Annotated in this window: 20 protein-coding genes; 13 read left to right on the top strand and 7 right to left on the bottom strand. The window is 74.4% G+C overall.

The window, feature by feature from the left end:
• Positions 1-97 precede the first annotated feature (97 nt).
• Positions 98-1,774, top strand: a complete 1,677-nt coding sequence (locus ACZ7LE_RS24425) for a cellulase family glycosylhydrolase (RefSeq protein ID WP_470405813.1) — start codon at positions 98-100, stop codon at positions 1,772-1,774.
• 9 nt (positions 1,775-1,783) lie between these two features.
• Here the strand turns inward: ACZ7LE_RS24425 and ACZ7LE_RS24420 are convergent, their stop codons facing one another.
• Positions 1,784-2,164 (bottom strand): zf-HC2 domain-containing protein, encoded by a 381-nt coding sequence (locus ACZ7LE_RS24420; RefSeq protein WP_470405812.1) that lies wholly within the window; start codon positions 2,162-2,164, stop codon positions 1,784-1,786.
• A 169-nt stretch (positions 2,165-2,333) separates the two neighbouring features.
• Between ACZ7LE_RS24420 and ACZ7LE_RS24415 the strand changes: the two genes are divergently transcribed.
• From ACZ7LE_RS24415 to ACZ7LE_RS24405, 3 genes are read left to right on the top strand one after another with little or no spacing between them, the layout of a single operon-like run.
• The gene (locus tag ACZ7LE_RS24415; protein WP_470405811.1) at positions 2,334-3,143 is read left to right on the top strand and encodes a lysostaphin resistance A-like protein; all 810 of its coding nucleotides are present in this window, start codon (positions 2,334-2,336) and stop codon (positions 3,141-3,143) included.
• Entirely contained in the window at positions 3,143-4,129 is a 987-nt protein-coding gene (locus ACZ7LE_RS24410; RefSeq protein WP_470405810.1) for an ATP-binding cassette domain-containing protein, read from the top strand. Before ACZ7LE_RS24415 ends, ACZ7LE_RS24410 begins: the two co-directional genes overlap by 1 nt.
• Positions 4,126-4,875, top strand: a complete 750-nt coding sequence (locus ACZ7LE_RS24405; protein WP_470405809.1) for an ABC transporter permease — start codon at positions 4,126-4,128, stop codon at positions 4,873-4,875. The genes ACZ7LE_RS24410 and ACZ7LE_RS24405 overlap by 4 nt, the downstream gene beginning before the upstream one ends.
• Here ACZ7LE_RS24405 and ACZ7LE_RS24400 read toward each other — a convergent pair.
• The gene (locus ACZ7LE_RS24400; protein WP_470405808.1) at positions 4,859-8,086 is read right to left on the bottom strand and encodes an AfsR/SARP family transcriptional regulator; all 3,228 of its coding nucleotides are present in this window, start codon (positions 8,084-8,086) and stop codon (positions 4,859-4,861) included. The two genes, ACZ7LE_RS24405 and ACZ7LE_RS24400, sit on opposite strands and share 17 nt — an antisense overlap.
• A gap of 182 nt (positions 8,087-8,268) precedes the next feature.
• On the opposite strand from ACZ7LE_RS24400, the gene ACZ7LE_RS24395 reads away from it, so the two are divergent.
• Genes ACZ7LE_RS24395 through ACZ7LE_RS24385 form a run of 3 tightly spaced genes read left to right on the top strand, consistent with a single transcriptional unit; the run spans position 8,269 to position 11,586 of the window.
• Positions 8,269-9,261 (top strand): phosphotransferase family protein, encoded by a 993-nt coding sequence (locus tag ACZ7LE_RS24395; protein WP_470405807.1) that lies wholly within the window; start codon positions 8,269-8,271, stop codon positions 9,259-9,261.
• Complete coding sequence (locus ACZ7LE_RS24390) at positions 9,258-10,622, top strand: MATE family efflux transporter (RefSeq protein WP_470405806.1); 1,365 nt, start codon at positions 9,258-9,260, stop codon at positions 10,620-10,622. The genes ACZ7LE_RS24395 and ACZ7LE_RS24390 overlap by 4 nt, the downstream gene beginning before the upstream one ends.
• A 4-nt stretch (positions 10,623-10,626) precedes the next feature.
• The gene (locus ACZ7LE_RS24385; RefSeq protein ID WP_470405805.1) at positions 10,627-11,586 is read left to right on the top strand and encodes a diacylglycerol/lipid kinase family protein; all 960 of its coding nucleotides are present in this window, start codon (positions 10,627-10,629) and stop codon (positions 11,584-11,586) included.
• On the opposite strand, the gene ACZ7LE_RS24380 is transcribed toward ACZ7LE_RS24385, so the two are convergent.
• The gene (locus tag ACZ7LE_RS24380) at positions 11,552-13,012 is read right to left on the bottom strand and encodes a PH domain-containing protein (protein WP_470405804.1); all 1,461 of its coding nucleotides are present in this window, start codon (positions 13,010-13,012) and stop codon (positions 11,552-11,554) included. The genes ACZ7LE_RS24385 and ACZ7LE_RS24380 overlap by 35 nt on opposite strands.
• A 164-nt stretch (positions 13,013-13,176) precedes the next feature.
• Positions 13,177-13,698: a PH domain-containing protein gene (locus ACZ7LE_RS24375; protein WP_470405803.1), complete on the bottom strand. Its 522-nt coding sequence runs from the start codon at positions 13,696-13,698 to the stop codon at positions 13,177-13,179.
• A 140-nt stretch (positions 13,699-13,838) separates the two neighbouring features.
• Here ACZ7LE_RS24375 and ACZ7LE_RS24370 point away from each other — a divergent pair, with 140 nt between their 5' ends.
• Together ACZ7LE_RS24370 and ACZ7LE_RS24365 are read left to right on the top strand one after the other, a co-directional pair.
• Positions 13,839-15,191 carry an FAD-binding oxidoreductase gene (locus ACZ7LE_RS24370; RefSeq protein WP_470405802.1) on the top strand — a complete coding sequence of 451 codons (1,353 nt, stop codon included), beginning with the start codon at positions 13,839-13,841 and terminating at the stop codon, positions 15,189-15,191.
• 144 nt (positions 15,192-15,335) lie between these two features.
• Positions 15,336-15,737: a hypothetical protein gene (locus tag ACZ7LE_RS24365; protein WP_470405801.1), complete on the top strand. Its 402-nt coding sequence runs from the start codon at positions 15,336-15,338 to the stop codon at positions 15,735-15,737.
• A gap of 1 nt (position 15,738) precedes the next feature.
• On the opposite strand, the gene ACZ7LE_RS24360 is transcribed toward ACZ7LE_RS24365, so the two are convergent.
• Positions 15,739-16,284: a ferritin gene (locus tag ACZ7LE_RS24360; RefSeq protein WP_470405800.1), complete on the bottom strand. Its 546-nt coding sequence runs from the start codon at positions 16,282-16,284 to the stop codon at positions 15,739-15,741.
• A gap of 15 nt (positions 16,285-16,299) precedes the next feature.
• Positions 16,300-16,722: a hypothetical protein gene (locus tag ACZ7LE_RS24355; protein ID WP_470405799.1), complete on the bottom strand. Its 423-nt coding sequence runs from the start codon at positions 16,720-16,722 to the stop codon at positions 16,300-16,302.
• Between the two features lie 190 nt (positions 16,723-16,912).
• Between ACZ7LE_RS24355 and ACZ7LE_RS24350 the strand changes: the two genes are divergently transcribed.
• Genes ACZ7LE_RS24350 through ACZ7LE_RS24335 form a run of 4 tightly spaced genes read left to right on the top strand, consistent with a single transcriptional unit; the run spans position 16,913 to position 20,788 of the window.
• On the top strand, positions 16,913-17,200 hold the full coding sequence (locus tag ACZ7LE_RS24350; RefSeq protein ID WP_470405798.1) for a hypothetical protein: 288 nt from the start codon (positions 16,913-16,915) through the stop codon (positions 17,198-17,200).
• Positions 17,197-18,021 carry a hypothetical protein gene (locus tag ACZ7LE_RS24345; protein WP_470405797.1) on the top strand — a complete coding sequence of 275 codons (825 nt, stop codon included), beginning with the start codon at positions 17,197-17,199 and terminating at the stop codon, positions 18,019-18,021. The genes ACZ7LE_RS24350 and ACZ7LE_RS24345 overlap by 4 nt, the downstream gene beginning before the upstream one ends.
• Before the next feature lie 11 nt (positions 18,022-18,032).
• On the top strand, positions 18,033-20,039 hold the full coding sequence (locus ACZ7LE_RS24340; protein ID WP_470405796.1) for a fumarate reductase/succinate dehydrogenase flavoprotein subunit: 2,007 nt from the start codon (positions 18,033-18,035) through the stop codon (positions 20,037-20,039).
• A complete protein-coding gene (locus ACZ7LE_RS24335) occupies positions 20,036-20,788 on the top strand; it encodes a succinate dehydrogenase/fumarate reductase iron-sulfur subunit (RefSeq protein ID WP_470405795.1) in 753 nt (250 codons plus the stop codon). Before ACZ7LE_RS24340 ends, ACZ7LE_RS24335 begins: the two co-directional genes overlap by 4 nt.
• Here ACZ7LE_RS24335 and ACZ7LE_RS24330 read toward each other — a convergent pair.
• Positions 20,703-23,747 (bottom strand): AfsR/SARP family transcriptional regulator, encoded by a 3,045-nt coding sequence (locus tag ACZ7LE_RS24330; RefSeq protein ID WP_470405794.1) that lies wholly within the window; start codon positions 23,745-23,747, stop codon positions 20,703-20,705. The two genes, ACZ7LE_RS24335 and ACZ7LE_RS24330, sit on opposite strands and share 86 nt — an antisense overlap.
• Between the last annotated feature and the right edge of the window lie 68 nt (positions 23,748-23,815).

Genomic DNA, 23,815 nt, shown 5'->3' with positions numbered 1-23,815 from the left:
AGCCGACCGATCTCATGTGTGCCACCTCGTGTGCCACCTCTTGTGCCATGCCTTGCACCAGCTCGACCGCGCGTTCGACGAAGAACGGAGAACCATCGTGCTGCGAAACATCCTCTCCAGGGGCCGCAGGTCCCGGCCCACCCGAGCTCTTCCCACCACCGCGCCCGCCGACGTGCCGACCTCAGCCCGCGCCGACGTGCCGACCACGGTCCCCGCCGTCTCCCGACCCGCCGCCCGACCGCCCCGCCGGGCGCGGACACGGCACGCGGTCGCCGCGTCGGCGCTCGCGCTGGTCGTGGCCGGCCTGGGCCTCGCGGTCCCGGCGGCGGGAGCGGCCGGGGCGGCGTCCGCCGCCGTCGAGCGCGCCCAGGTCGCGCCCGCCGCCCTCTCGCCCGACGTCACACCGGCAGCCGACGCCGCACCCGCCGTCGTCTCGCGCCTCGGCACCTCCGGCAACAAGATCGTCAACGCCGCCGGCAGCCCCGTCCAGCTCCGGGGCGTGTCCGTGCTGGCGCCCCGGCACAACGCGGAGTGCCCCGAGTGCCACCCGAGGCCGATCTCCGACGTGATCGACATGACCGTGTCCGACGGCTGGCAGTCCGACGTCGTGCGGCTGCCCGTCACGGTCTGGGGCTCGCTCAGCGTCGAGGACAACGTGGCCCAGTACGTGGACCCCTACGTGCAGCAGGCCGTGGACCTGGGCATCTACATCATCGTGGACCTGCACTACGTGTCCGACTACGGCAGCACCGGCGTGCCGCAGTCCACGGTCGCGGAGTTCTGGGACTACGTGGCGCCCCTGTACGCCGACGTGCCGAACGTGATCTACGAGGTGTTCAACGAGCCCGTCGCCCCGGCGAGCTGGGCCACGTGGAAGGCGTACATCCAGCCCGTGGTGGACGACATCCGGGCGGTCGCACCCGAGACGCTGCTGCTCATGGGCGGCCCGCAGTGGAGCACGTACGTCAACCAGGCGGCGGCCGACCCGATCGCCGGCAACGACATCGCGTACGTCTATCACCTGTACCCCAACCAGGGGGACGCCACGGCCACGAACCTGGACGCGAAGTTCGGCAACGCCGCGCAGCAGATCCCGGTGATCCTCACGGAGTTCGGCTGGAACCCGCCCGGCGAGTTCTCCGACCCGACCGTCACGCAGGGCACGACGTCCGGCTGGGGCATCCCGCTGCGCCAGTACCTCGACGCCCGGCCGCACATCAGCTGGACGGCGTGGATCTTCGACAACTACTGGAAGCCGCAGATGTTCGACCACGACTGGAACCTGCTCGGCGGCGAGCACCAGGGCGCGATGATCAAGGCCTGGCTCGCCGACCAGCCGTACGCGTCGCCGTGCGCGTCCCACGCGGCGGTCGGGGCCACGGCGGTCGCGTCGTCGTCCAACAGCTCCACCAGCGGCGCGGCCAAGGCGGTGGACGGCGACTGCACCAACGCGGGCCGCTGGCTGTCGGCGGCCGGTGACACCACGCCCACCCTGACGATCACGCTCGACGCGCCGACCGTCGTCGACCAGGTCGACGTGTACAGCGGGTTCATCGGCGGCGGCTCGGTCAACGTCCTGCGCGACTTCACGGTCGAGGTGCACACGTCCGCCGGGTGGCAGCAGGCGGGCGCGTTCGACGACAACACGCTCGGCCTGGTCAGCGTGCCCGGCCCGGCAGCGGCCGTCGACCAGGTGCGGCTCGTGATCACGGACCCGTCGAACTACACCCCGGACGTGGCCCGGGTCTTCGAGGTGGCGGTCCGCGCGGGCTGACGGCGCGGGTCAGACGTACAGGTCACCCGAGTGACCTGTACGTCTGACACGGCGGCGGAGGGGACGGCGGTGCCGGCCGCCCCGGTGGTCGTCGGCGACCAGCCGCCGGTCCAGGGCGCTGCGGTTCCAGGACACCTGGCGGACGTCGATGAACGCGCGGATGCATCCGGCGCAGCCGTCCAGGTGCCGCTCCAGCCGGTGCCGGCGGTGGGGGAGCAGCCGTCCCGAGAGGTAGTCGTGGATCGAGGCCCGGGTCGAGCGGCACTCGGGGCGCGCCCCCCGGTCGCCGCGCCCCGCGAGGCCGTCCGACGGTCCGGCCTCGTCCGACAGTCCGGCCAACGCGGTGCGGAGCCTGGCGACGTCGGCCCGACGCACACCCGTGTTCGTCACGCGCACTGCCCCCTCTGCGTAGAGTGTCCGGCCGGACCGGCCGGGCAAATAGTGCCACTGCACACCGGGAGTTGCGCAAACGGACGGGTGATACGCGCTGACGGCGGTCCGGGAGCCGTGTCAGCGCCGTGTCAGCGTCGTGTCCGCGGGTGGCGACAGCATCCTCGGCATGGACAACAGAACCGGCCCCACGGCCTTCGTCGAGGACACGCGCACCCACCGCGTCGCCGAGCTGCTGCTCGCCGACCGCCACTCCCTCCCGCTGTCGATCGCCCTGCACCTCGTGCCCGGCGTGCTGATCGTCGCCGTCTACCTGCTCGTGGCCCAGCCGCTGGTGCGGGCCATCGACTACCCGTCGTTCCTGGGCTGGGCGATCGCCCTGGTCATCGTGCTCTACCCGCTCCAGCTCGGCCTGCTCTGGCTCGGCCGCTACCGCACCGGCCGGTGGTCGCTGCGCGGTGTGCTGGGCTACCTGGACAAGCCGGTGCCGCGTGGCCGCCTGATCGGCATGGTCGCGGGCCTCATCGCCTGGTTCGTCGTGGTGTCGTCGGTGCTCACCGTCCTGGACACCGCCGTCTTCGAGGCCTTCTTCACGTGGCTCCCGTTCGACGACGTCGGCGCCAGCGCCACCACGTACCTGGAGGGCAACGACCGCACGGTCATGATCATCACGCTGGCCGCGTCCATCCCGTTCACGGGCTTCACCCTGCCGCTCATCGAGGAGTACTACTTCCGGGGGTTCCTGATGCCGCGGCTGGCCCACCTGGGTGCCTGGGCACCGGTGCTCAGCACGGTCCTCTTCTCGCTCTACCACCTCTGGTCGCCCTGGGTGTTCCTGTCCCGCGTGATCTTCTTCTTCCCCGGTCCCTGGTTCGTCTGGAAGAAGCAGGACCTGCGACTGTCCATCGGCATGCACGCCGGTACCACGCTGCTCATGGCCACCGGCGGCACCATCGCGCTGATGCTGGGGGTCATGTGATGAGCGACCTGGCGATCGCGGTCTCGGGACTGCGCAAGACGTTCAAGGACAAGGTTGTGCTCGACGGCATCGACCTCGACGTCCGGGCCGGCACCATCTTCGCGCTGCTCGGCCCCAACGGCGCCGGCAAGACGACGACGGTGAACCTGCTGACCACCCTGACCCGGGCCGACGGCGGCACGGCCCGCGTCGCCGGCCACGACCTGGCGACCGAGGCGAAGGCCGTGCGTGCCGCGATCGGCGTGACGGGCCAGTTCGCCGCCGTCGACGAGCTGCTGACCGGCAGCGAGAACCTGCAGCTCATGGTCGACCTCAACGGCCGCGCCGCCGCCGGCCCGTCCGTCGCGGAGCTGCTGGAGCGCTTCGAGCTGACCGAGGCGGCGCACAAGCCGGCGTCGACCTACTCGGGCGGCATGCGCCGCAAGCTCGACCTGGCGATGACCCTGGTCGGCGACCCGGAGATCATCTTCCTGGACGAGCCGACGACGGGCCTGGACCCGCGCAGCCGCCGCACGATGTGGTCGATCATCCGTGACCTGGTGGCCGACGGCGTGACGATCTTCCTCACCACGCAGTACCTGGAGGAGGCCGACCAGCTCGCCGACCGGATCGCCGTCCTGGACCAGGGCCGCATCGTGGCCCAGGGCACGGCCGACGAGCTCAAGCGCCAGATCCCCGGCACCCACGTGCGGCTGCGGTTCGCCACCCTCGACCAGCTCGACGCCGCCGCGCGGGTCCTGACCGACGCCACGCGGGACGACGACGCGCTGAGCCTGCGGGTACCCGGCGACGGCGGCACCCGGTCGCTGCGCACCCTGCTGGACCGGCTCGACGAGTACTCCCTGAGCGCCGAGGAGCTGTCCGTGCACACGCCCGATCTCGACGACGTCTTCCTCGCCCTGACGGGGCACGGCGCCACCCCGACGACGGACCCGACGCCCGACCCGACGACCGACCCGACCACCGAGAAGGAGGCCGCCCGATGAGCGCCCGGCCCCACGCGCTGGTGATGCTGCGCCGCAACTTCAAGCACATCGCCCGCAACCCGACCGCCGTGTTCAACGCGGTGCTGATGCCGATCATCATCCTGCTGATGTTCGTCTACATGTTCGGCGACGCCTTCGACGTGGGCGTCGACTACATCGACTACGCGACCCCGGGCCTGATCCTGCTGGCCGTCTGCTACGGGCTGGGGTCGACGGCCACCGCCGTCAACTCCGACATGACCAAGGGGATCATCAACCGGTTCAAGGTCATGGACGTCTCGCGCAGCGCCGTTCTCACGGGCCACGTCGTGGCCAGCCTGCTCACCAACGTGGTGGCCGTCGCGGCCCTGCTCGGGGTGGCGTTCCTGCTCGGGTTCGGCCCGGCGGCGGGACCCCTGGACTGGCTGGGCGTCGCCGGCATGGTCGTGCTGCTCGGGTTCGCGACCGGCTGGCTGACCGTCGCGCTCGGCCTGGCGGCGAAGTCGCCGGAGACCGCGGGCCTGGCGTCCGTGCCGCTGGTCATGCTGCCGTTCTTCAGCAGCGCGATCGTCCCGGCCGACACGATGGGCCCCGGGCTGGCGCAGTTCGCGCGGTACCAGCCGTTCACGCCGATCATCGAGACCGTCCGGGGGCTGCTCGCCGGCACGCCGTCCCCGGGCACGGCGCTCGTCGCCGTCGGCTGGTGCGTCGCGATCGCCCTGGTGGGCTACGTCTGGGCGGGTGCCACGTTCACGAAGCGAGCGTGACGGCGGCGAGTCGCTCCCAGCCCGGTGCAGGTGCCGACTCCCGCCCCACCCGGGCCGCCTCGGCGAACCTCGTGTCGCCGAGGCGGCTCCGCGCCGCGGACTCGACCCGGGTGATGTCCGGCGTGGCGCGGTAGTCGCGCCGTTCGTGCACCCCGGCGCTCGCCCCGAGCAGGCGCGCGGCCTGCTCGGGCTCCCCGAGCCGCAGCGCGAGGTCCGCGACACCGACCAGCGCGACCGCGACCATCGGCGCGTGCCCGGTCTCCACGGCTGCTCGGAGGGCCGCCGTGTGGTGGGCGCGCGCCTCGTCGACGTCGGCGGCCAGGTAGCCGAGCTGGTCGCGCAGGACGGCGCCGATGTGCGCCCCGCCGGCGTCCTCGCCCCAGATCTCCGCCGCGGTGGCCAGGTGCTCGCGCGCCTCGTCGGCCGCCCCGCGCCAGCGGGCGAGCTCCGCCCGGGCGAGCGCGAGCGCGCCCAGCGTGCCCGGCCACGTGACCCGGCGCGCGTGCTGCTCGGCCTCGGCCATGGCGGCGGCGCTCGCGTCGGCATCGCCCAGGAGCCAGTGCAGGTGGGCCAGGCGGGACCGGACCTGGATCACGTCGTCGACGGCCCCGATCTCGGTGACCACCACGGCCGCCTGCTCGAAGTGCTCGCACGCGGCCGCGAGGTCGCCGCGCGCCGCGAGCTGGTCGGCCAGCTCGGCCAGCGCGAACGAGATGCCGAACCGCTCGCCGAGCGCGCGGAACTCCGCGAGCGCCCGGGCGAGGTCGGCCTCCGCCTCCCGCTCGTCCTGGCCGAGGAGGAGACGCAGCTTGCCGAGGTGCAGGCGGGCCAGGGCACGCACCCAGGGGTCCGGGTCGTCGAGCACGTCGGCCCAGGCGGCCAGGCCTTCGTCGGGCGCGACCAGGAGGCGTTCGAGCGGGACGGTCAGCGGCAGTGCGGGGTGCTGCCGCTCGGCGTCCTGGCTGAACCGGTAGGCCTTGTGGATCCAGTCGGCGGCCGTGTGCTCGTCGCCCAGGCCCGTGCTCAGGAAGACCGAGAGCAGGGCGTACACCCAGGCCCGGACGTCGTCCGGCACGTCGCCCGGCAGTCTGGTGGCGGCCAGCAGCAGGTCCATGCCCTCGGACTTGTGCCCGCTGAGCCACCAGTACCAGCCGGTGCCGGCCGCGAGGCGCATCGCCTCCGGAGCCTCGCCGGCGGCGAGGGCGCCACGCATCGCGGCCGTGAGGTTGTCGTGCTCCACGGTGAGCGTGGCGAGCCAGGTGAGCTGCTCGGCGCGGCGCAGGTGCGGCTCGGCGGTCTCGGCGAGCTCGGTGCACCAGGCCAGGTGGGCCCGGCGGGCCGACTCGTCCTCCCCGGCCTCGGCGAGGCGTCCGGCGGCGTACTCCTTGATCGTGCCGAGCATGCGGTAGCGCGGGGCGTGGGCCGCGCCGTCCGCGACGAGCAGCGACTTCTCGGTCAGGGCGGTGAGCAGGTCGAGCACGTCGTCGCGCAGGACGCCGGTCGCCGGGTCCGCGCAGACGCGTTCGGCGGCCTCCAGGCTCGCCCCGCCGCGGAACACCGACAGCCGGCGCAGGACGGTCCGCTCGGCGTCCGACAGCAGCTCCCAGCTCCAGTCGACCATGGCGCGCAGCGTGCGGTGGCGCGGCAGCGCGGTGCGGCTGCCGCCGGTCAGCAGGCGGAACCGGTCGTCGAGCCGGGCGGCGAGCTGGTCGATCGACATGGTGCGCAGCCGGGCGGCGGCCAGCTCGATGGCCAGGGGCATGCCGTCCAGCGCCCGGCACACGCGCGCCATGGTCGCCAGGGTGCCGGCCGCGTCGGCGGTGGCGGCTGGTGCGGCGATGGCGAGGTCGGCGCGCACCGCGCCCGCCCGGTCGAGCAGCAGCCGGACGGCGGGGGCGGAGCCGATCTCGTCGTCGCCGGCCGCGGCGCCCGGCAGGGCCAGGGGGAGCACCTGCCACAGCGCCTCGCCCGGGATGCCGACGGCCTCGCGGCTCGTGGCCAGGATCCGCAGGCGCCGGCACTCGCCGAGCACCCGCTCGGCGAACCGCGCCACGGAGTCGATCACGTGCTCGCAGTTGTCCAGGACCAGCAGGGCCTCGCGGTCGCGGACGGCGGCGACGAGCCGGTCGGTCGTGTCCAGGGCGGACCCCTCGCCGAGCAGGGCGTCGCGGAGCTCGAGCGCGGTGAGCACCGCCTGTGCCACGTCGTCGTCGGGGCCGAGCGGGGCCAGCTCGACGAGCCACGCCCCGTCGGGGAGGTCGGCGGCCAGGAGGCCCGCCGTCTCGACGGCCAGCCGGGTCTTGCCCGCGCCGCCCGGCCCGACCAGCGTGGTCAGGCGGTGGTCGGCGACGAGGCCGCGCACCACGGCGAGGTCGGCGTCCCGGCCGACGAAGCTGGTCAGCGCGGCCCGCAGGTTGGTCCGGCGGGTCGCCTCCCGCGGGGCCAGCTCGCCGCGCAGCAGGGCGACGTGCAGGGCCGACAGCTCCGGCGACGGGTCCACGCCGAGGGCGTCGGCCAGCGCCTCGCGCGTGCGCTGGTAGACCTCCAGCGCCTCGGCGTCGCGCCCGGTCGCGGCCAGCGCGCGCAGGAGCGCGGCGACCAGCCGCTCGCGCACGGGGTGCTCGGCCACCAGGTCGGTCAGCTCCGCGACGACCTCGGCGCCGTGGCCGAGCCCGAGCTCGGCGTCGAACCGGTCCTCCAGGGCTGTCAGGCGGAGCCGGTCGAGCCGGGTGACGGCGGCGGCGAGGCTTCCGCCGCCGGCGCCGCCACTGCTGCCGACGCCGCTGCCGACCACGCCGTCCGGCCCGCCGACGTCCTGCAGGGCCGGGCCGCGCCACAGCGCGAGGGCCTCGCGCAGCAGCCGGACCCGGACGGCGACGTCGGCGTCGTGCGCGCGGGCGACCAGGCGCTCGAACCGCACGGCGTCGACGTCGTCGGGGGTCACCAGCAGCCGGTAGCCGCTCGCCTGGCCCTCCAGCGAGCCGTCCGGCAGCACCTTGCGCAGCCGGGAGACCAGGCGCTGGAGCGCGTTCGTCGCGTCCGACGGCGGGGCCTCGCCCCAGATCCAGTCCACCAGCGTCGCCCTGGGCACGACGCGGCCGGGGTCGAGCGCGAGGGCGGCCAGCAGCGCGCGCAGCCGCGTCCCGGGGACGTCGGCGGCGGCGCCGTCGTCCAGGGAGACCTGGAACGGACCGATCAGCCTGATCTGCACCGGCAGATCTTGGCACAGGGCGAGGGCGCCCCGGGCGACAATTTCGCGATTACCTACCAGGTGGTAGATAAGCGTGCTGGAAGTCTCTACACTCACTTGCGTACGACCGTACGCATCGACGTGCGCCGGCCAGCCCGTGCACAACCGCGCCGCACACCATCGAGCATCGAGGACGAGGACCAGTGGACAGCATCACCAAGAACCGCCAGTCGACGACGACGCTGCGGGCGATGATCGAGCGGGCCTACGGCCCCGAGCAGGTGCCGGACGGGGAGGACTTCGCGACGGAGCTGTCCTACGGCTTCTTCAACGCGCTCTACGCGGTCCGGGTGCGCGACGGCGCGCGGGCCGTGCTCAAGATCGCCCCGCCCGCCGACGTGCCCGTCATGACGCGCGAGCAGCGCATGATGCGCAACGAGATCGCCGCGATGGAGCTCGTGCGGCGCGCGTCGGACGTGCCCGTGCCGCGCGTGGACCACAGCGACCTGACCGGCGACCTGTGCGGCGCCGACTGGTTCGCGATGGAGCACGTGGACGCCGCGTGCTTCGGCATCGCCGCCGAGGCGGGGGAGCTCTCACCGGCCGAGGTGGACGCCGGCTTCGAGCACCTCGGCGCCCTGAACCGGGAGCTCACCGCGATCGTCGGCCCGCACTTCGGGCCCGTCGACGGCCCCGGCTTCGCGACCTGGCCGGAGGCCGCCACGACCCTGTTCGCGGACGTCCTGGCGGACGGCGTCCGCGCGGGCGTGGACCTGGGGTGGGACCCCGACGTCGTGCGGAAGGTCTGGGACGACCACGCCGGCGTGCTCGCGGAGGTCACCGTGCCGCGCTTCGTCGAGGTGGACCTGTGGGCCAAGAACTCGATGATCCGCGACGGCCGCATCGTCGCGGTCATCGACCACGAGCGTGCCATGTTCGGCGACCCGCTCATGGAGGCGGGGCTGACCGGCCTGGACCTGCCGTTCTTCCCCGACCCGACGCCGTTCCAGCGCGGCTTCGGCCTGCCGGAGCTGACCGAGGGCGAGCGCACCCGCCGCCACCTCTACACCCTCTGGCTCTGCGTCACCATGCTCGTCGAGACCACCTACCGCCGGCAGACCCCGGAGCAGTACCGCTGGGCGCGCGAGCAGCTCGACATCGCGCTCGGCCTGCTCGGCCGCACGAGAGAGCCGTGACCCGCACCGGCCGCCCGGCCGACCACTCAGCCGGCCGGGCGGCGGACCTGCTCGGCACCCGGCCCGTGGGCCGGCTGCTGTGGCACACCTCCTCGCAGACCACCCTGTCGGTGGGGGTCTACGGCATCTACGCCCTGACGAACGCCTGGTTCGTGGCCCGGGGCGTCGGGCCGACGGCGATGGCCGCCGTCAACCTCGTCGCCCCGGTGCTGCTCGGGCTGGGAGCCGTTGCGACCACGGTCGGCGTGGGCGGGGCGTCCCTGGTCTCGCGCAGCCTCGGCGCGGGCGACCCCGCGCGGGCCGCCCGCGCCGCCGGCAACGCCTTCGTGCTGTTCTGGGCGACCGCGATCTTCACCACCGTCGCCGGCCTCACGTTCCTCGGGCCCCTGCTGACCCTGCTCGGCGCGACGGGCGCCACCCGCCAGTACGCGCACGACTACGCCGTCGTCATCCTGGCCGGGGCGATCTTCGCCACCAGCTTCTCCAGCCTGATCCGGGCCGAGGGCCGGATGGCCTACTCCACCATGGTGTGGGTCGTGGCCGTCGTCGTGCAGATCGTCCTCGACCCGCTGTTCATCTTCGTCCTGGACCTCGGCGTTCGCGGCGCCGCACTGGGCACCGTCTGCGGGCAGGCGGTCTCGGCGGCGATGAGCCTCTGGTTCTTCTTCCTCCAGCGCCGCCGGCCCTATCGCGTCCGGTGGGCCGACCTGCGGCCCCACCCGCCGACGATCGGCGCGCTCCTGGGCATCGGCGCACCCTCGTTCCTCGCCGGGCTCGGCACCACTGCGCTCACCGTGCTGGTCAACCTCGCGCTGTCCCGCACCGGGGGAGCCGTGGTCCTGGCCGCGTTCGCCGTCTGCGCGCGCATCCAGACCTTCGTGACCATGCCCCAGACGGGCATCAGCCAGGGGCTGCAGCCCGTCGTCGGCTACAACGCCGGGGCGCGCCTGCCCGACCGGGTGGCCCGCGCCCGCACCCTCAGCCTCCGCGCCACGGTGCTCTACGGGATCGGCGCCGCGGCCCTCGTCATCGTCTTCGCGGAGCCGCTCGTGCGCGTGTTCGTCGACGACGCCGCCACCGTGCGCGCCGGCACCGAGGCGCTCCGGATCATCGCGGCCGGCCTCGCCCTCGCCGGGATCCCGCCGCTCGTCTCCGCGTACTTCCAGGCCCTCGGCCAGGCCCGGCCGTCCTACCTGGTGTCCATCGGCACCCTCGTGGCGATCAAGATCCCGCTCGTGCTCGCCCTCGGCCACGTCGGCCCGACCGCCACCTGGGTCGCCCTGGCCGCCGGCGAGGTGGCCGCGGCGCTCGCGGCACTCGTGGTGCTCCGCCTCGCGACCCGTCGCGGCGTGCGAGCATGACGCCATGACCGCACGCCTCGGCATCATCTGGAACCCCGCCAAGACGACCAGGCAGGCCCTCGACACCGCGCTGGACAAGGCCGTGGCCGCCGAGCGCCTGGACGACCCGCGGTGGCGCGAGGCGGTCCTGTGGTTCGAGACCACCGAGGACGATCCCGGCCAGGGCGCGGCCGGGCGGGCGATCGAGGCGGGCGCCGAGGTGCTCGTCGCCGCGGGCGGGGACGGGACCGTCCGGGCCGTCGCGGAGCACCTCGCGCAGTCGGGCGCCGACGTCGAGCTGGGCATCGTCCCGCTCGGCACCGGCAACCTGCTCGCCCGCAACCTCGGGGTGCCGCTCACCGGTGCGGCGGCGGCCTTCCGCCGGGTGCTGGGCGGCCGCCCGCGCACGCTCGACGTGGGCTGGCTGGAGATCGAGCTGGACGGCGGCACGCGCCGCCACGCCTTCGCCGTCATGGCCGGGTTCGGGCTCGACGCGCACATGATCACCGAGACCGACGACGACCTGAAGGACAAGGTGGGCTGGCTCGCCTACGTCGAGTCGCTGGGGCGCGCGCTGACCGCGAGCGGCACCCTCGACGTCACGATCACGGCCGACGGCCAGGTGCTGGAGCGCGACAGCGCGCACACGCTGCTGGTGGGCAACTGCGGCATGCTCCAGGCCGGCATCACCCTCCTGCCCGACGCCGACCCCGGCGACGGCGAGCTCGACCTGCTGGTTCTGAGCGCCGACGGCGCCGCCGGGTGGGTCGACACGCTGCGGAACATGGTCTGGGACAACGGCATCAAGCGTGCCCTGGCCGGCGGGGCCTCGGCCGAGAGCAGCGAGAGCGCGACCCACCGCCGGCTGGAGCGCCTGGAGATCGAGCTGAGCGAACCGCGCGTGTTCGAGATCGACGGCGAGGACCTGGGGGAGTCGACCCGCGCCGCCGTCACCGTCCAGCCGGGCGCGGTCCGGGTGCGCTGACGGGTCCGTCCGCCGGCCCCACCGCGTCCGCGGGGCCCACCAGGAAGGGTCGCAGCAGACCGGGCACGGCGGCGTCGGCCAGCGCCAGGCCGTCCGGCTCGGCGGCGTCACGCACGGCGTACGCGCCCGAGCCCGCCGCGGTGGTCGCGAGCACCGTGACGAGCCCGGCCCGGCGCTGGAACACCGACTGCCGCACGGTCCAGCCCACGATGCCACGCCGCTGGAGCGCCACGGTGGCGCGGCGCACGGTGCCGCTGCGCGCGACGAGATAGCGCTCGGTCAGCGTGTGGCCGAGCGAGCGGTAGGCATCCAGGGCCAGCACGATCGCCAGCGGTACGAGCACCAGCGCACTGGTCCAGGCGATGTGCAGCAGGACGGGCGTGAGCAGCAGGCCGAGCACCACGAGCACGGCCTCGGTCGCGAGCACGGTGGCCAGCGCCCAGCGCAGCCGGCGGCCGCGCGCGGCGACGGGGTGGCCCGTGAGCGGCGCCGCCGTAGGCGAGACCGGCTCGCGCAGCACGTCCGCGGCGACCCGGTCGGCGAGCTCCTTGGGGGCGACCGGCAGCAGCGTCTTGCTGTCGGTCGAGTCCTCCTCGCCCGTGGCGAGGCCGGTCGCGACCGCGTCCACGCGTGCTCCGCCCGCCAGCCGGGCGGTGAGGGGCTCCACGAGCTCGACGCCGCGCAGCCGGGACTCCTCGAGCGTGATCGACCGGGTGGTGAGCAGCCCGCGCCGCACGTGCAGCGTGCCGTCGGCCCGGCGGTCCAGCGTGTGGTTCCACCAGTACTCGACCCACAGCGCGACGGTGGCCACGCCGCCCACGACGAACAGGACCACGCCCAGGAGCACGGCGACGAGCACGGCCGGAGCGAGGCCGAACCACGACCCGATCGTCTCGAACAGCTCCTCCTGCAGGCCGAACCACTCGGACACCTGGATGAGGCCGCCGGCCGCCGCGGCGCCGAGCGCCGGGGTGAGGAAGGACAGCGGGGCGAACCGGATCCAGCGGCGGTCGAACCGGGCGAGGGCGCCGTCGTCGTCCGTGCCGCCGTCCCTGCCCTCGGCACCGCTTCCCGGCGCGGCGTGCGCGAGAAGGGTGGCACGCAGCGCCTCGGCGTCCGGACGACGCAGCGGCCAGAGGGTGACCGTCCCCTCCGTCCCGGCCTGCTCGCCCGTGCCCACCCGGACGGTGGCCGTGCCGAGCACGCGCAGCACCGGGTCGGCGGTCAGGTCCACCGAGCGGATGCGCTCCCGGCGCAGGGCCAGGCGCTTGCGGACGACGACGCCGGTGTGCACGTGGAACCGCTCCGGGTCCACGCGGTACCGGGTGACGCGGCGCATCCACTCGCCGGCCAGGCCGCCCACGGCCACCGCGAGCACCAGCGGGGGCAGCACCCAGGCCAGCGCGAACCCGAGCCCGCTGCCCACGGCCAGCCAGTACCCCGTGATGAGCGCGGCACCCGCGGCGGGGCCGAGGGTGTAGGCGGCGCCGGCCAGGTAGGCCCGGCGGTCCAGGCGCTCCCAGGTGACGTCGTCCGGCGCGGGATCGTCGGACGCGGGGTTCTCGGGCGCCGCGGGGCGGTCCGCGGCGCTCAGGTCGCGTCCTCGGGTGTGGCCTGGGTCGCGACGGTCAGCCCGGCGGCGAGGTCGGCGGCCGTCTCGGCGTCGAGCCCCTCGATCTTCACGGCGCCCCGGGCGGACGCCGTCGTCACCGTGAGCGTGGCGAGCCCGAAGCGCTGCTCCAGCGGCCCCCGCGCCGTGTCGACCGTCTGGATCCGGGAGAGCGGGGCGACCCGCCACTCCTGGAAGAACCAGCCGGTGCGGGTGTAGACGGCCTCGTCGGTGACCTCCCAGCGGTGGTGGCGGAACCACAGCCGGGGCAGGGCGAGCGCGGCGGCCGCCCCGAGGACGGCCAGGATGCCGGCCGGCAGGAACAGCCAGAGGCGGGCGGGCGGGATCAGCACGCCCAGCACCACCAGGACGACCACGGGCACCGCGGTCAGCAGGACCCACTGCAGGGCCCACCAGCCCACGGCGCGCGGGTCGACGGCATGTCGTGGGGGACGCAGCCGCAGGGGCGCGCTCGGACTCTCGTCGGTCAGCGGCGATGTCACCCGGTCATGGTCCCAAGGCGGGGAAGCGGCGGCAACAAATTTCCTGGTCGCGTGCGATGAGTCCCGCGGCGACGGACGGTCTCTCCTGCAGCACGGTCCCACGACCGGCACGGTCCCACGACGCGCGAGGAGACGGCAGCATGGACATCACGGAAGACCCGGCGGTGGCGAGGCTCGACCTGCGGCGTCCGGGCGACGCCGGGTTCGACGAGGCCCGCGCGGTGTGGAACGCGATGGTGGATCACCGCCCGGCCCTGGTGGTCCGGTGCCGCACGACGGACGACGTCGTCGCGGCGCTCGCGCTGGCCCGGCGCGAGGGCCTGGAGGTGGGCGTCCGGTGCGGCGGGCACAGCGTCGTCGGGCACGCGGTGCCGGACGGCGGGCTGATGATCGACCTGACGCCCATGGGCGAGGTGCGTGTGGACCCGGAGCGCCGGCGGGCGTGGGTGCAGGGCGGCGCCCTGCTCGGCGCGCTCGACGCGGCGACCCAGCCCCACGGCCTGGCGACGACGGCGGGGAACGTCTCGCACACCGGCGTCGGCGGGCTGACCCTGGGCGGCGGCATGGGGTGGCTGGCCCGCCAGTACGGCCTGGCCTGCGACAACGTCGTGGCCTACGAGGTGGTGACGGCGGCCGGCGAGGTGGTCCGTGCGTCGGCCGACGAACGGCCCGAGCTGTTCTGGGCGCTGCGCGGCGGGGGCGGCAACTTCGGCGTGGTGACCGAGTTCGAGTTCCGCCTGCACCCGGCCGGGACGCGGGCGCTCGGCGTGGAGCTCGACTTCCCGATCGGTGCGGCGGGGGCGGGCGACGGGGCGGCGTCGACGTCGTCCGCGGCGTCGGCGGCTTTTCGGTGGCGCGACCTCAGCGCCTACGCCCCGCGGCAGGCCACCTACACCGCGGCCGTGCACGACGGCGTCGCGACGCTCGGCTTCGTCTGGGTGGGCGACCCCGACGAGGGCCGGGCGCACGCGCGGGAGCTCGACGCGCTGGGCACGCCGTCCGCCCGCCGGATCGAGGAGCTGTCCTACCTGGACCTGCAGACCCGGGAGGACAGCGTCCGGGGGCACGCCGTGCGCCGCTACTGGAAGGGCCACTACTTCCGCGAGCTGCCCGACGCCGCGCTGGAGGCGCTGCTCGCCCACGACCCCGAGGTGCGGGCCGGCCTCCAGGCCTACGGCGGCGCCATCGCGGAGGTGCCGGACGACGAGTCCGCCTTCAGCCAGCGCGACGCGCGGTTCGAGTACGTCGTGGCGACCGGCTGGACCGATCCGGCCGAGGACGCGCGGCGGATCGCCGCCGCCCGCTCGTCAGCGGCCCTGCTGGAGCAGTACGCCAGCGGCGTCTACGTCAACGTCCTGGCCGACGACGGCGCGGCCGGCGTCCGCCGGGCCTACCCGCCGGCGAAGCTGGCGCGGCTCGCGGAGGTCAAGCGCGCCTACGACCCGGAGAACGTGTTCCACCTGAACCAGAACATCCCGCCGGCGAAGGCCTGACCGGGCAGGGCCTGAGCGGGAGAGATGTTCACCCGCGATCGCCTTGTGCGAGCGAGCGGGTGTTCTCTAGGTTGCTTCCGTCAGCGCGGACCTGAGCCTCGGTCCGTACCTACGGGCCACCTGCGGGCGGGAATCGAGGGCATCATGTGGTTCGACGTCGAGGGCGTGGCGCACACGGTTGCCCTGCCCGACCCGGGGTGGGCGTTCGAGCCACGGCTGCTGTCGGCCCTGACCTCGGCGAAGCCCGGGGAGCGGGCGCGGCTGCGGACGGTGCTCGACGGCCTGCTGGGTGACGCGTACGCGAACCTCGACCCCGACCGGGTCCCGACGGATCACCTGGTCGAGGACGCGATCCCGCGGGGGATGGTCGGTGCGGACCGCGCCGGCGAGCGCCTGCCGGTCGTGCGGCGGACGACGGCCGCCCTCCGGGCGGTGCCCTACGCGTTCCGGCTGGACGGTCTGGTCGCCCTCGAGGACCTGCTCGACGAGCTCGACGAGCTCCAGGAGAACGAGGGCGGACCGGACGTGTACGCGGAGCCGGCGTAGGTCAGAGCGCCCCGCCCGCCGCGCGGGGTGCGGCCGCCGACTCGCCGGCGTCGCCGATGGTCTCGCGGGCCACGTAGTTCTCCAGGTCGAACAGGTTGTCGCCGGCGCGCTTCGCGACGGTCACGAGGGTCGTCGCGGCGGCGACCTCCTCGACCTGCTCCTCCAGGAACCACAGCAGGAACTGCTCGCCGAGCGCGTCGCCCTCCGCGCGGGCCGCGCGGAAGATCGCCTCGATCTGGTTGGTCACCTGCTGCTCCTGGTCGAGCGCGAGCTGCAGGGGCTCCAGCACGTCCGCGAAGTCGTTGCGCACCTCGGGGGTGCCCGGGATGCGCACGGGCAGCGACCGGTCGAGGTGGTACTGCACGATCATCATGCCGTGGTTGCGCTCCTCGAGCGCCTGCCGGTAGAAGTGCGCGGCGAGCTGCGGCAGGTCGTGGCTGTCGAACCACACCGCGATCGCCACGTACTGCAGGTGCGCGGCGAACTCGTGGCCCACCTGCTCGCCCAGGAGGCGCAAGTACTCGGAGTTCGGATCGGTCGTCGTCATGGGGCCAACGGTAGGTCAGGGGCCGGGGCGATGCAGGTGCGCCGGGGCGAGGTCGAGCCGCTGGGTCAGGGCCCGGCACATGCCCTCGACGTCGGGGCTCGCCGCGCAGCCGACCCACAGCGCGAACGGCCCGGCGCAGCAGGTGCAGGCGTCGGCGGGGAGCCACTCGGCCGCCCAGGCCGAGACTGCCGCGGCCAGCAGCTGCCCGCGGCGCGGGCGGGGCGAGCCGGGGGAGCGGCGCAGCACGGTCATGCTCATCCCGGGCGGCAGCGGCCAGTCCGCCGGGTCGACCCGCCGCTGTCCGCCCGTGACACCGACCTCCACGAAGACCTGGCCGTAGGCGTGGACGGGGAGCAGGTCGATCAGCTCCCGCAGCCGGGGCGCGTCGTGCGCGTCGCCCGCCATGAGCAGGTGCAGGGAAAAGTCGTCGTACGCCACGTCGTCCTCCAGGTCAGGTAAGGCTTACCTAACACCAACCGACCCGGGTGGGGCAACGCCGGTCACGTCTCGTTCCTGTCACGCTCGGGTCCCACGGCGGGTTCGCCCTTGCCTCACCGGGGCAGACACGGCAGAGTCTGGTGTGACGCACCTCACGACGGGGTGAGGCGCGTCGCCAAGGAGGTGTCCCATGACGACCACCGAGTTCGCGACGCTGCGCCGTTCGATCGAGCAGCTGCGTCGGAGCGTCGCCGACGTGCGCGGCGCCTTCGGTGACGCACCCGAGGTGCGCCGGCTGGTGAACGACCTGGAGCGGCTGGAGATCGACGCGGGCGAGCTCGCCGCGGCACACCCCGCGCGGGGCGTCCCGGACCTGGTTCCCGAGCACGTCGTCGTGCCCGACACCCCGCTGGACGAGTCGATGTTCAGCGATGCCGACGACGAGGGGCTCGGCGGCTACCACGGCGACCGGTCGTGACGGCGACGGCGCGCCACCCCGCGTGGCGCGGGGTCGACGCACCGGGGCGCGCCGCGGTCGGGGCCCGCACGCTGCGCACGGACCGGTGGTGGCTCGCCCCGGCGGCGACGGCGGCCGGCCTGCTGGTCTTCGTCGTCTACGCCACCGCGCGGGCCTTCCAGCAGGCGTACTTCTTCGCGGACGAGCGCTACCTGACGCCGTTCTACTCGCCGTGCGTGTCGCTCGGGTGCGCGTCGGAGCCGGGGTCCTCGCACTTCGGCATGTTCCTGCCGGACCACCCGCTGATCCCCTACGCGGCGCTCAGCCTGCCGTTCCTGCTGCTGTTCCGGCTCACCTGCTACTACTACCGCAAGGCGTACTACCGGTCGTTCTGGTTCGCGCCCGCGGCGTGCGCGGTGCCCGAGCCGCACGCGCGGCAGACGGGCGAGACCCGCTTCCCGCTGGTCATGCAGAACGTGCACCGCTACTTCTTCTACGTCGCGGTCCTGGTCTCGCTGGTCAACACCTACGACGCGCTCGTGGCGTTCCGGCATCCCGACGGCGGGTTCGTCGTGGGCGTCGGCAACCTGGTGCTGCTGGCGAACGTCGCCCTGCTGTGGTGCTACACGGCGTCCTGCCACTCGTGCCGGCACGTCATGGGCGGCCGCCTCACCCACTTCTCGAAGCACCCGGTCCGCTACTGGTTCTGGACGCGGATCTCCGCGCTCAACACGCGGCACATGCTCTTCGCCTGGATCACGCTCGCCTCGCTGATCCTCACGGACCTGTACGTGATGCTCGTCGCGCGCGGGACGATCACGGACCTGCGACTCATCGGGTAAGGAGACCGGCGTTGACCGAGATCGAACGGCACGACTACGACGTCCTCGTGATCGGCGCGGGCGGCGCGGGGCTCCGCGCCGCGATCGAGGCCCGCGAGCGTGGGCTGCGGACGGCGATCGTCTGCAAGTCGCTGTTCGGCAAGGCGCACACCGTGATGGCCGAGGGCGGCTGCGCGGCGGCCATGGGCAACGTCAACGAGCACGACTCCTGGCAGGTGCACTTCCGCGACACGATGCGCGGCGGCAAGTTCCTGAACAGCTGGCGGATGGCGGAGTTGCACGCGAAGGAGGCGCCGGACCGGGTCTGGGAGCTGGAGACGTACGGCGCGCTGTTCGACCGGACGCCCGACGGCCGGATCAGCCAGCGCCACTTCGGCGGGCACACCTACCCGCGGCTCGCGCACGTCGGCGACCGGACCGGGCTGGAGCTGCTGCGCACCCTGCAGCAGCGCATCGTCGCGCTGCAGCAGGAGGACCACGCCGCCACCGGCGACCACGAGGCGCGGCTGCGGGTGTTCGCCGAGTGCACGATCACCGAGCTGCTCACCGACCCCGAGGCGGGGACCGAGCACCACGGCGCCGTCGCCGGGGCGTTCGGGTACTGGCGCGAGTCGGGCCGGCACGTGCAGTTCTCGGCGCCCGCCGTCGTGCTGGCCACGGGCGGCATCGGCAAGTCCTTCCAGGTCACGTCCAACTCCTGGGAGTACACGGGCGACGGCCACGCCCTGGCCCTGCGCGCCGGGGCCAGCCTGATCGACATGGAGTTCGTCCAGTTCCACCCCACCGGGATGGTCTGGCCGCCCAGCGTCAAGGGCATCCTCGTGACCGAGGGCGTGCGCGGCGACGGCGGCGTGCTGCGCAACTCCGACGGCGAGCGGTTCATGTTCGGGTACGTGCCGGACGTGTTCAAGGGCCAGTACGCCCAGTCCGAGGACGAGGCGGACCGCTGGTACGACGACCAGGAGAACAACCGCCGCACGCCCGACCTGCTGCCTCGCGACGAGGTGGCCCGCGCCATCAACACCGAGGTCAAGGAGGGCCGCGGCTCACCCCACGGCGGCGTCTACCTCGACATCGCCAGCCGCATGCCCGCCGACGAGATCCGGCGGCGCCTGCCCTCGATGTACCACCAGTTCAAGGAGCTGGCCGACGTCGACATCACCGCCGAGCAGATGGAAGTCGGACCCACCTGCCACTACGTGATGGGCGGCATCGCCGTGGACCCCGACACCGGGCAGTCCCGGGTGCCCGGGCTGTTCGCGGCGGGGGAGTGCGCCGGCGGGATGCACGGTTCCAACCGGCTCGGCGGCAACTCGCTGTCCGACCTGCTGGTGTTCGGCCGGCGCGCGGGGCTCGGCGCGGCCGACTACGTCGTCGGCCTGGAGCGCCGTCCCGAGGTTCGGGAGGCGGACGTCGCCGCGGCGGCCGCCATGACGCTCGCCCCGTTCGACGCGCACCCGGTCAGCGGGGCGGGCGAGAACCCCTACACGCTGCACGCCGAGCTGCAGCGCGTGATGAACGACCTGGTCGGCATCATCCGCACCGAGGCCGAGGTCGTCGCCGCGCTCGACCGGCTCGCCGAGCTGCGGGCCCGGGTGCACGACGTCGTCGTCGAGGGTCACCGCCAGTACAACCCGGGCTGGCACCTCGCGCTGGACCTGCGCAACATGCTCATGGTCAGCGAGGCCGTCGCGTCCTCGGCCCTGCTGCGCACCGAGAGCCGCGGCGGCCACACCCGCGAGGACCACCCCGGGCTCGACGCCGAGTGGCGGCACCGGGTGCTGGTCACCCACTGCGTCCGGGACGGGTCCGGGCTCGGGTCCGGCGCGGCGGTGGTGCCGCGCACCGCCGTCGAACCCGCCGAGCGGGAACCCATGCGCCCGGACCTGCTCGCGCTGTTCGACCTGTCCGAGCTGGAGAAGTACTACACGCCGGCCGAGCTGGCCGGGCACCCCGACGCTGGGCACACCGACGCCGGGCGGTCCGCGGCGCTGCACCCCGAGGGAGGAACGGCATGAGCTACAAGGGTCGCTTCCGGGTCTGGCGCGGGGACGCCTCCGGCGGGGCGCTCGCGGACTTCGAGGTGGAGGTCAACGAGGGCGAGGTGGTGCTCGACGTGCTGCACCGGATCCAGGCCACGCAGGCGCCCGACCTCGCGGTGCGGTGGAACTGCAAGGCGGGCAAGTGCGGGTCGTGCTCGGCCGAGATCGACGGGCGCCCGCGGCTGCTGTGCATGACGCGGATGTCGGTGTTCGCGCCCACCGACGTGGTGACCGTGACACCGATGCGGACGTTCCCGGTGCTGCGCGACCTCGTGACGGACGTGTCGTTCAACTACGCCAAGGCGCGCGAGATCCCGTCGTTCACGCCGCCGGACGGCCTCGCGCCGGGCGAGTACCGGATGGCGCAGGTCGACGTCGAGCGCTCGCAGGAGTTCCGCAAGTGCATCGAGTGCTTCCTGTGCCAGGACACGTGCCACGTGGTGCGCGACCACGACGAGAACAAGCAGGCGTTCGCCGGCCCGCGGTTCCTGATGCGGGTCGCCGAGCTGGAGATGCACCCGCTCGACGTCGCCGACCGGGTGCCCGCCGCGCAGGACGAGCACGGCCTGGGCCGCTGCAACATCACCAAGTGCTGCACCGAGGTGTGCCCCGAGGGGATCAAGATCACCGACAACGCCCTCATCCCGATGAAGGAGCGGGTGGCGGACCGGCGGTACGACCCCCTGGTGTGGCTGGGCCGGACGATCTCGCGTCGTCGGGGCTGAGTTCGGTGCTGAGCTCCGCGGTGCTGAGCTCCGCGGGGCTGAGCTCCCCGGTGGCCCGGGCCAGCTCCGCCCGGATCCCGGCGACGCCGCCGAGCCCGAGCTCGACGGACTGGTCCAGGCACTCCTGCCAGGCGTCGCGCGCCTCGGCCCACCGGCCGGCCTCCCCGAGCAGGACGGCGAGCCGGCGCTCGGCCGCCACCAGGTCCTGCCCCACGTCGAACTCCCGGAACCGGACCGCCGCCTCCTGGTAGCAGACGATCGCCCGTTCCGGGTCGCCCAGGGCGGTGTGCACGAGGCCGAGCGTGTCCCAGACGACGGCGCGGGTGGTCGGGTTGTCCCGGTCGTTCAGCATCCCCAGGGCCCGCTCGGCGAGCGGCAGCGCCCGGTCGAGGTCGCCGGCGTGCGCCAGGGACCACGCGAGGATGTTCAGCGCGTGGGCCTCGTGGAAGGGGTCGCCGGAGCGGCGGCCGTGCACGAGCGCCTGCTCCGCCTGGGCCACCGCCTCGTCGTGCCGCCCCCAGCGCACCAGGTCGCCGGCGTAGCCGTGGTGAGCGAGCTGGAGCCCTCGCACGTCGCCCAGCTCCGCGGCCAGGTCGACCGTGCGTCGCCGCAGCTCCTCGCACTCCCTCCGGCGCCCCGCGGCTGCCGCCACCGCCGCGAGGTACCGGGTGCACCACAGCTCCGCCCCGCGGTCCCGCACCTCGACCGCGACGTCCCGCGCCGCGACCAGCACCGTCCGCAGCGCGTCGCGCTGCTCCGCGTGCTGGGACAGCGTGCTGTAGAGGGCCCAGACCAGGGACATCAGCTCGCCGTGGAGCCCGTGCTCGCGGGCCGCCGCCACGACGGCGAACAGGACGGTCCGCTCGGCCCGGAACCATGCGGCGGGCTCCGCGTCCGGCACCCGGACGGGGCCGGGGTCCCGGACGAACTCCTGGCGGACGCGGCCCGGCCACCGGCGGCGGTCCATCTCCAGCGCGACGCCCAGGTACCAGGCCGTCACGCGTCCCACGGCGGCGTCCCGCCACTCCCGCGTCTCGTCCTCGCGCGCCCGCTCGCGGGCGTACTCCGCCACGAGGTCGTGCATCGCGTACCGGCCGGGGACGTGCTCCGTCACGAGGTTCACGCGGACCAGCTCGGCCGGCGCGTCCTCGGCGCCCGCTGTGCCCGCTGTGCCCGCTGTGCCCGCTGTGCCCGGGTCGCCGAGGAGGGCCGGCAGCGCGGCCGCCGCTACGTCCGGCCCGGGATGGACCCCGAGCAGGCGGAACAGGCGTGCCGCCTGCGGCGACAGCGCCCGGTACGACGTGGCGAACACGCTGCGGACGTCGGCCATCGCGTCGTCGTCGCCCAGCGTGTCGAGCCGGGCGCCGCCGTCCGCCAGCTCGTCGGCGACCGCGGACAGCGGGAACGCCGGCCGGGCCAGCACCCGGGCCGCGGCGATCACGACGGCCAGCGGCAGGCCGGCGCAGCGCTCCACGATCCGGCGCGCGGCCTCGGGCTCGGCCGCGCAGCGTTCTGCGCCGACCCGCAGCGCGAGCAGGTCGTATCCCTCGGCGGGCGTCAGGGTGCCCAGCGCGACCCGCGCGGCGCCCAGGCCGGTCAGGGTGGCGCGGCTCGTGACCACGGCGACGCCCGGCCCGGACCCGGGCAGCAGCGGCGCCACCTGGTCGGCGTCGCGGGCGTTGTCCAGCACCACGAGCAGCCGCCGTCCGGCCACGACGCCCCGGTACAGCGCGAGCAGGGCGTCCTCCGACGCCGGGACGCGGCCCTTGGCCACGCCCAGGGCCTCCAGGAACGCCCGCACCACCGTGCCCGGCGGCACCGGGGCCGACGTCGGGTCGAACCCCCGCAGGTTCGCGTAGAGCTGCCCGTCGGGGAACCGCTCGGCGACCCGGTGCGCCCAGTGCAGGGCGGTCGCGGTCTTGCCGACGCCGCCCGCGCCGTCGAGCACCGCGACCCGGGGCGCGCCGTCGTCCGCGAGGAACGCGTCGAGCTCGGCGAGCGCGGCCGCGCGGCCGCTGAAGGTGAGGGGACCGAGCGGGAGCTGGCGCGGGACGCGGCCCGGCTCCGCGCCCGGTCGGCCGACGGACTCCGCGCCTGTGGTCTCCCCGCCCGCGGTCGCCCCGCCTGAGTTCTCCCCGCCTGCGTTCTCCGCGCCGGCGATCTCCCGCCGCAGCCGCCGGACCGCCTCCCCGGGGCCGATGCCCAGCTCGTCGGCGAGCGTCTGCTCCAGCCGCGCGGAGGCGGCGAGGGCCTCGGCGGGCCGTCCGCTCCGGGCCAGCGCCGTCATGAGGTGCCCCCAGAAGCGTTCCTGCAGCGGGTACCGGTCCGTGAGCTCGCGCAGCTCGGCGACCAGGGCGTCGTCCGGCGTCGCCAGGTCGATCTCGATGCGGCGGGCCAGCGCCGCGAGGCGCTGCTCCTCCAGCCGCGGCGCCTCGACCGCGTGCAGGATCTCGGACCCGACCCCGTCGAACGGAGCCCCGCGCCACAGCCGCAGCGCCTCGGCCAGGCGCCGTCGCTCCGCGGCAGGGGTCTCCGCGGGCGTGGTCTCTACGGGCGTGGTCTCTACGGGCGTGGTCTCGGCGGCCGGGGCCTGGACGAGGCCCGCGAACGACGCGACATCCACCCACCCGGCGGGGAGGGCCAGCCGGTACCCGCCCGGTCCGGTCTCGACGGCGGCGTCGCCCAGGACGGACCGCAGCCTGCGGACCAGCACCTGCAGCGACCCCTGCGGGGAGGCGGGCAGGTCCTCGCCCCAGACGACGTCGACCAGTCGCTCCACGGACACCGGCGCGCCCGCGCCGACCGCCAGCCCGGCCAGGAGGGCGCGCAGGCGGCCGGGCAGGCGCACCTCCGCGCCGTCGACCACGACGGCGAACGGGCCCAGCACGGAGACCGTGACCGCGGGCTCGTGCCCGTCGTCCGTCCGCATCCCGTCCCGCCGCATCCCGTCCTGCCGCATCGTCCCGCTCGGTCGCGCCCCCGTCCCGGCCATCCTGCCGGGTCGGCGTCCCGACCGAAAGTGAAAGC

This window comes from Promicromonospora sp. NPDC110617, from assembly GCF_055598465.1.
Note: the sequence above shows the minus strand (reverse complement) of the source record. Positions and strands in the feature narration are given on the sequence as shown.

What these genes read in the sequence shown, in the direction of transcription:
- ACZ7LE_RS24415 (WP_470405811.1), top strand. Translation starts at nt 2,334, where the DNA reads ATGGACAACAGAACCGGCCCCACGGCCTTCGTCGAGGACACGCGCACC.
- ACZ7LE_RS24410 (WP_470405810.1), top strand. Translation starts at nt 3,143, where the DNA reads ATGAGCGACCTGGCGATCGCGGTCTCGGGACTGCGCAAGACGTTCAAG.
- ACZ7LE_RS24405 (WP_470405809.1), top strand. Translation starts at nt 4,126, where the DNA reads ATGAGCGCCCGGCCCCACGCGCTGGTGATGCTGCGCCGCAACTTCAAG.
- ACZ7LE_RS24385 (WP_470405805.1), top strand. Translation starts at nt 10,627, where the DNA reads ATGACCGCACGCCTCGGCATCATCTGGAACCCCGCCAAGACGACCAGG.
- ACZ7LE_RS24370 (WP_470405802.1), top strand. Translation starts at nt 13,839, where the DNA reads ATGGACATCACGGAAGACCCGGCGGTGGCGAGGCTCGACCTGCGGCGT.
- ACZ7LE_RS24365 (WP_470405801.1), top strand. Translation starts at nt 15,336, where the DNA reads ATGTGGTTCGACGTCGAGGGCGTGGCGCACACGGTTGCCCTGCCCGAC.
- ACZ7LE_RS24360 (WP_470405800.1), bottom strand. Translation starts at nt 16,284, where the DNA reads ATGACGACGACCGATCCGAACTCCGAGTACTTGCGCCTCCTGGGCGAG.
- ACZ7LE_RS24350 (WP_470405798.1), top strand. Translation starts at nt 16,913, where the DNA reads ATGACGACCACCGAGTTCGCGACGCTGCGCCGTTCGATCGAGCAGCTG.
- ACZ7LE_RS24335 (WP_470405795.1), top strand. Translation starts at nt 20,036, where the DNA reads ATGAGCTACAAGGGTCGCTTCCGGGTCTGGCGCGGGGACGCCTCCGGC.
- ACZ7LE_RS24330 (WP_470405794.1), bottom strand. Translation starts at nt 23,747, where the DNA reads ATGCGGCAGGACGGGATGCGGCGGGACGGGATGCGGACGGACGACGGG.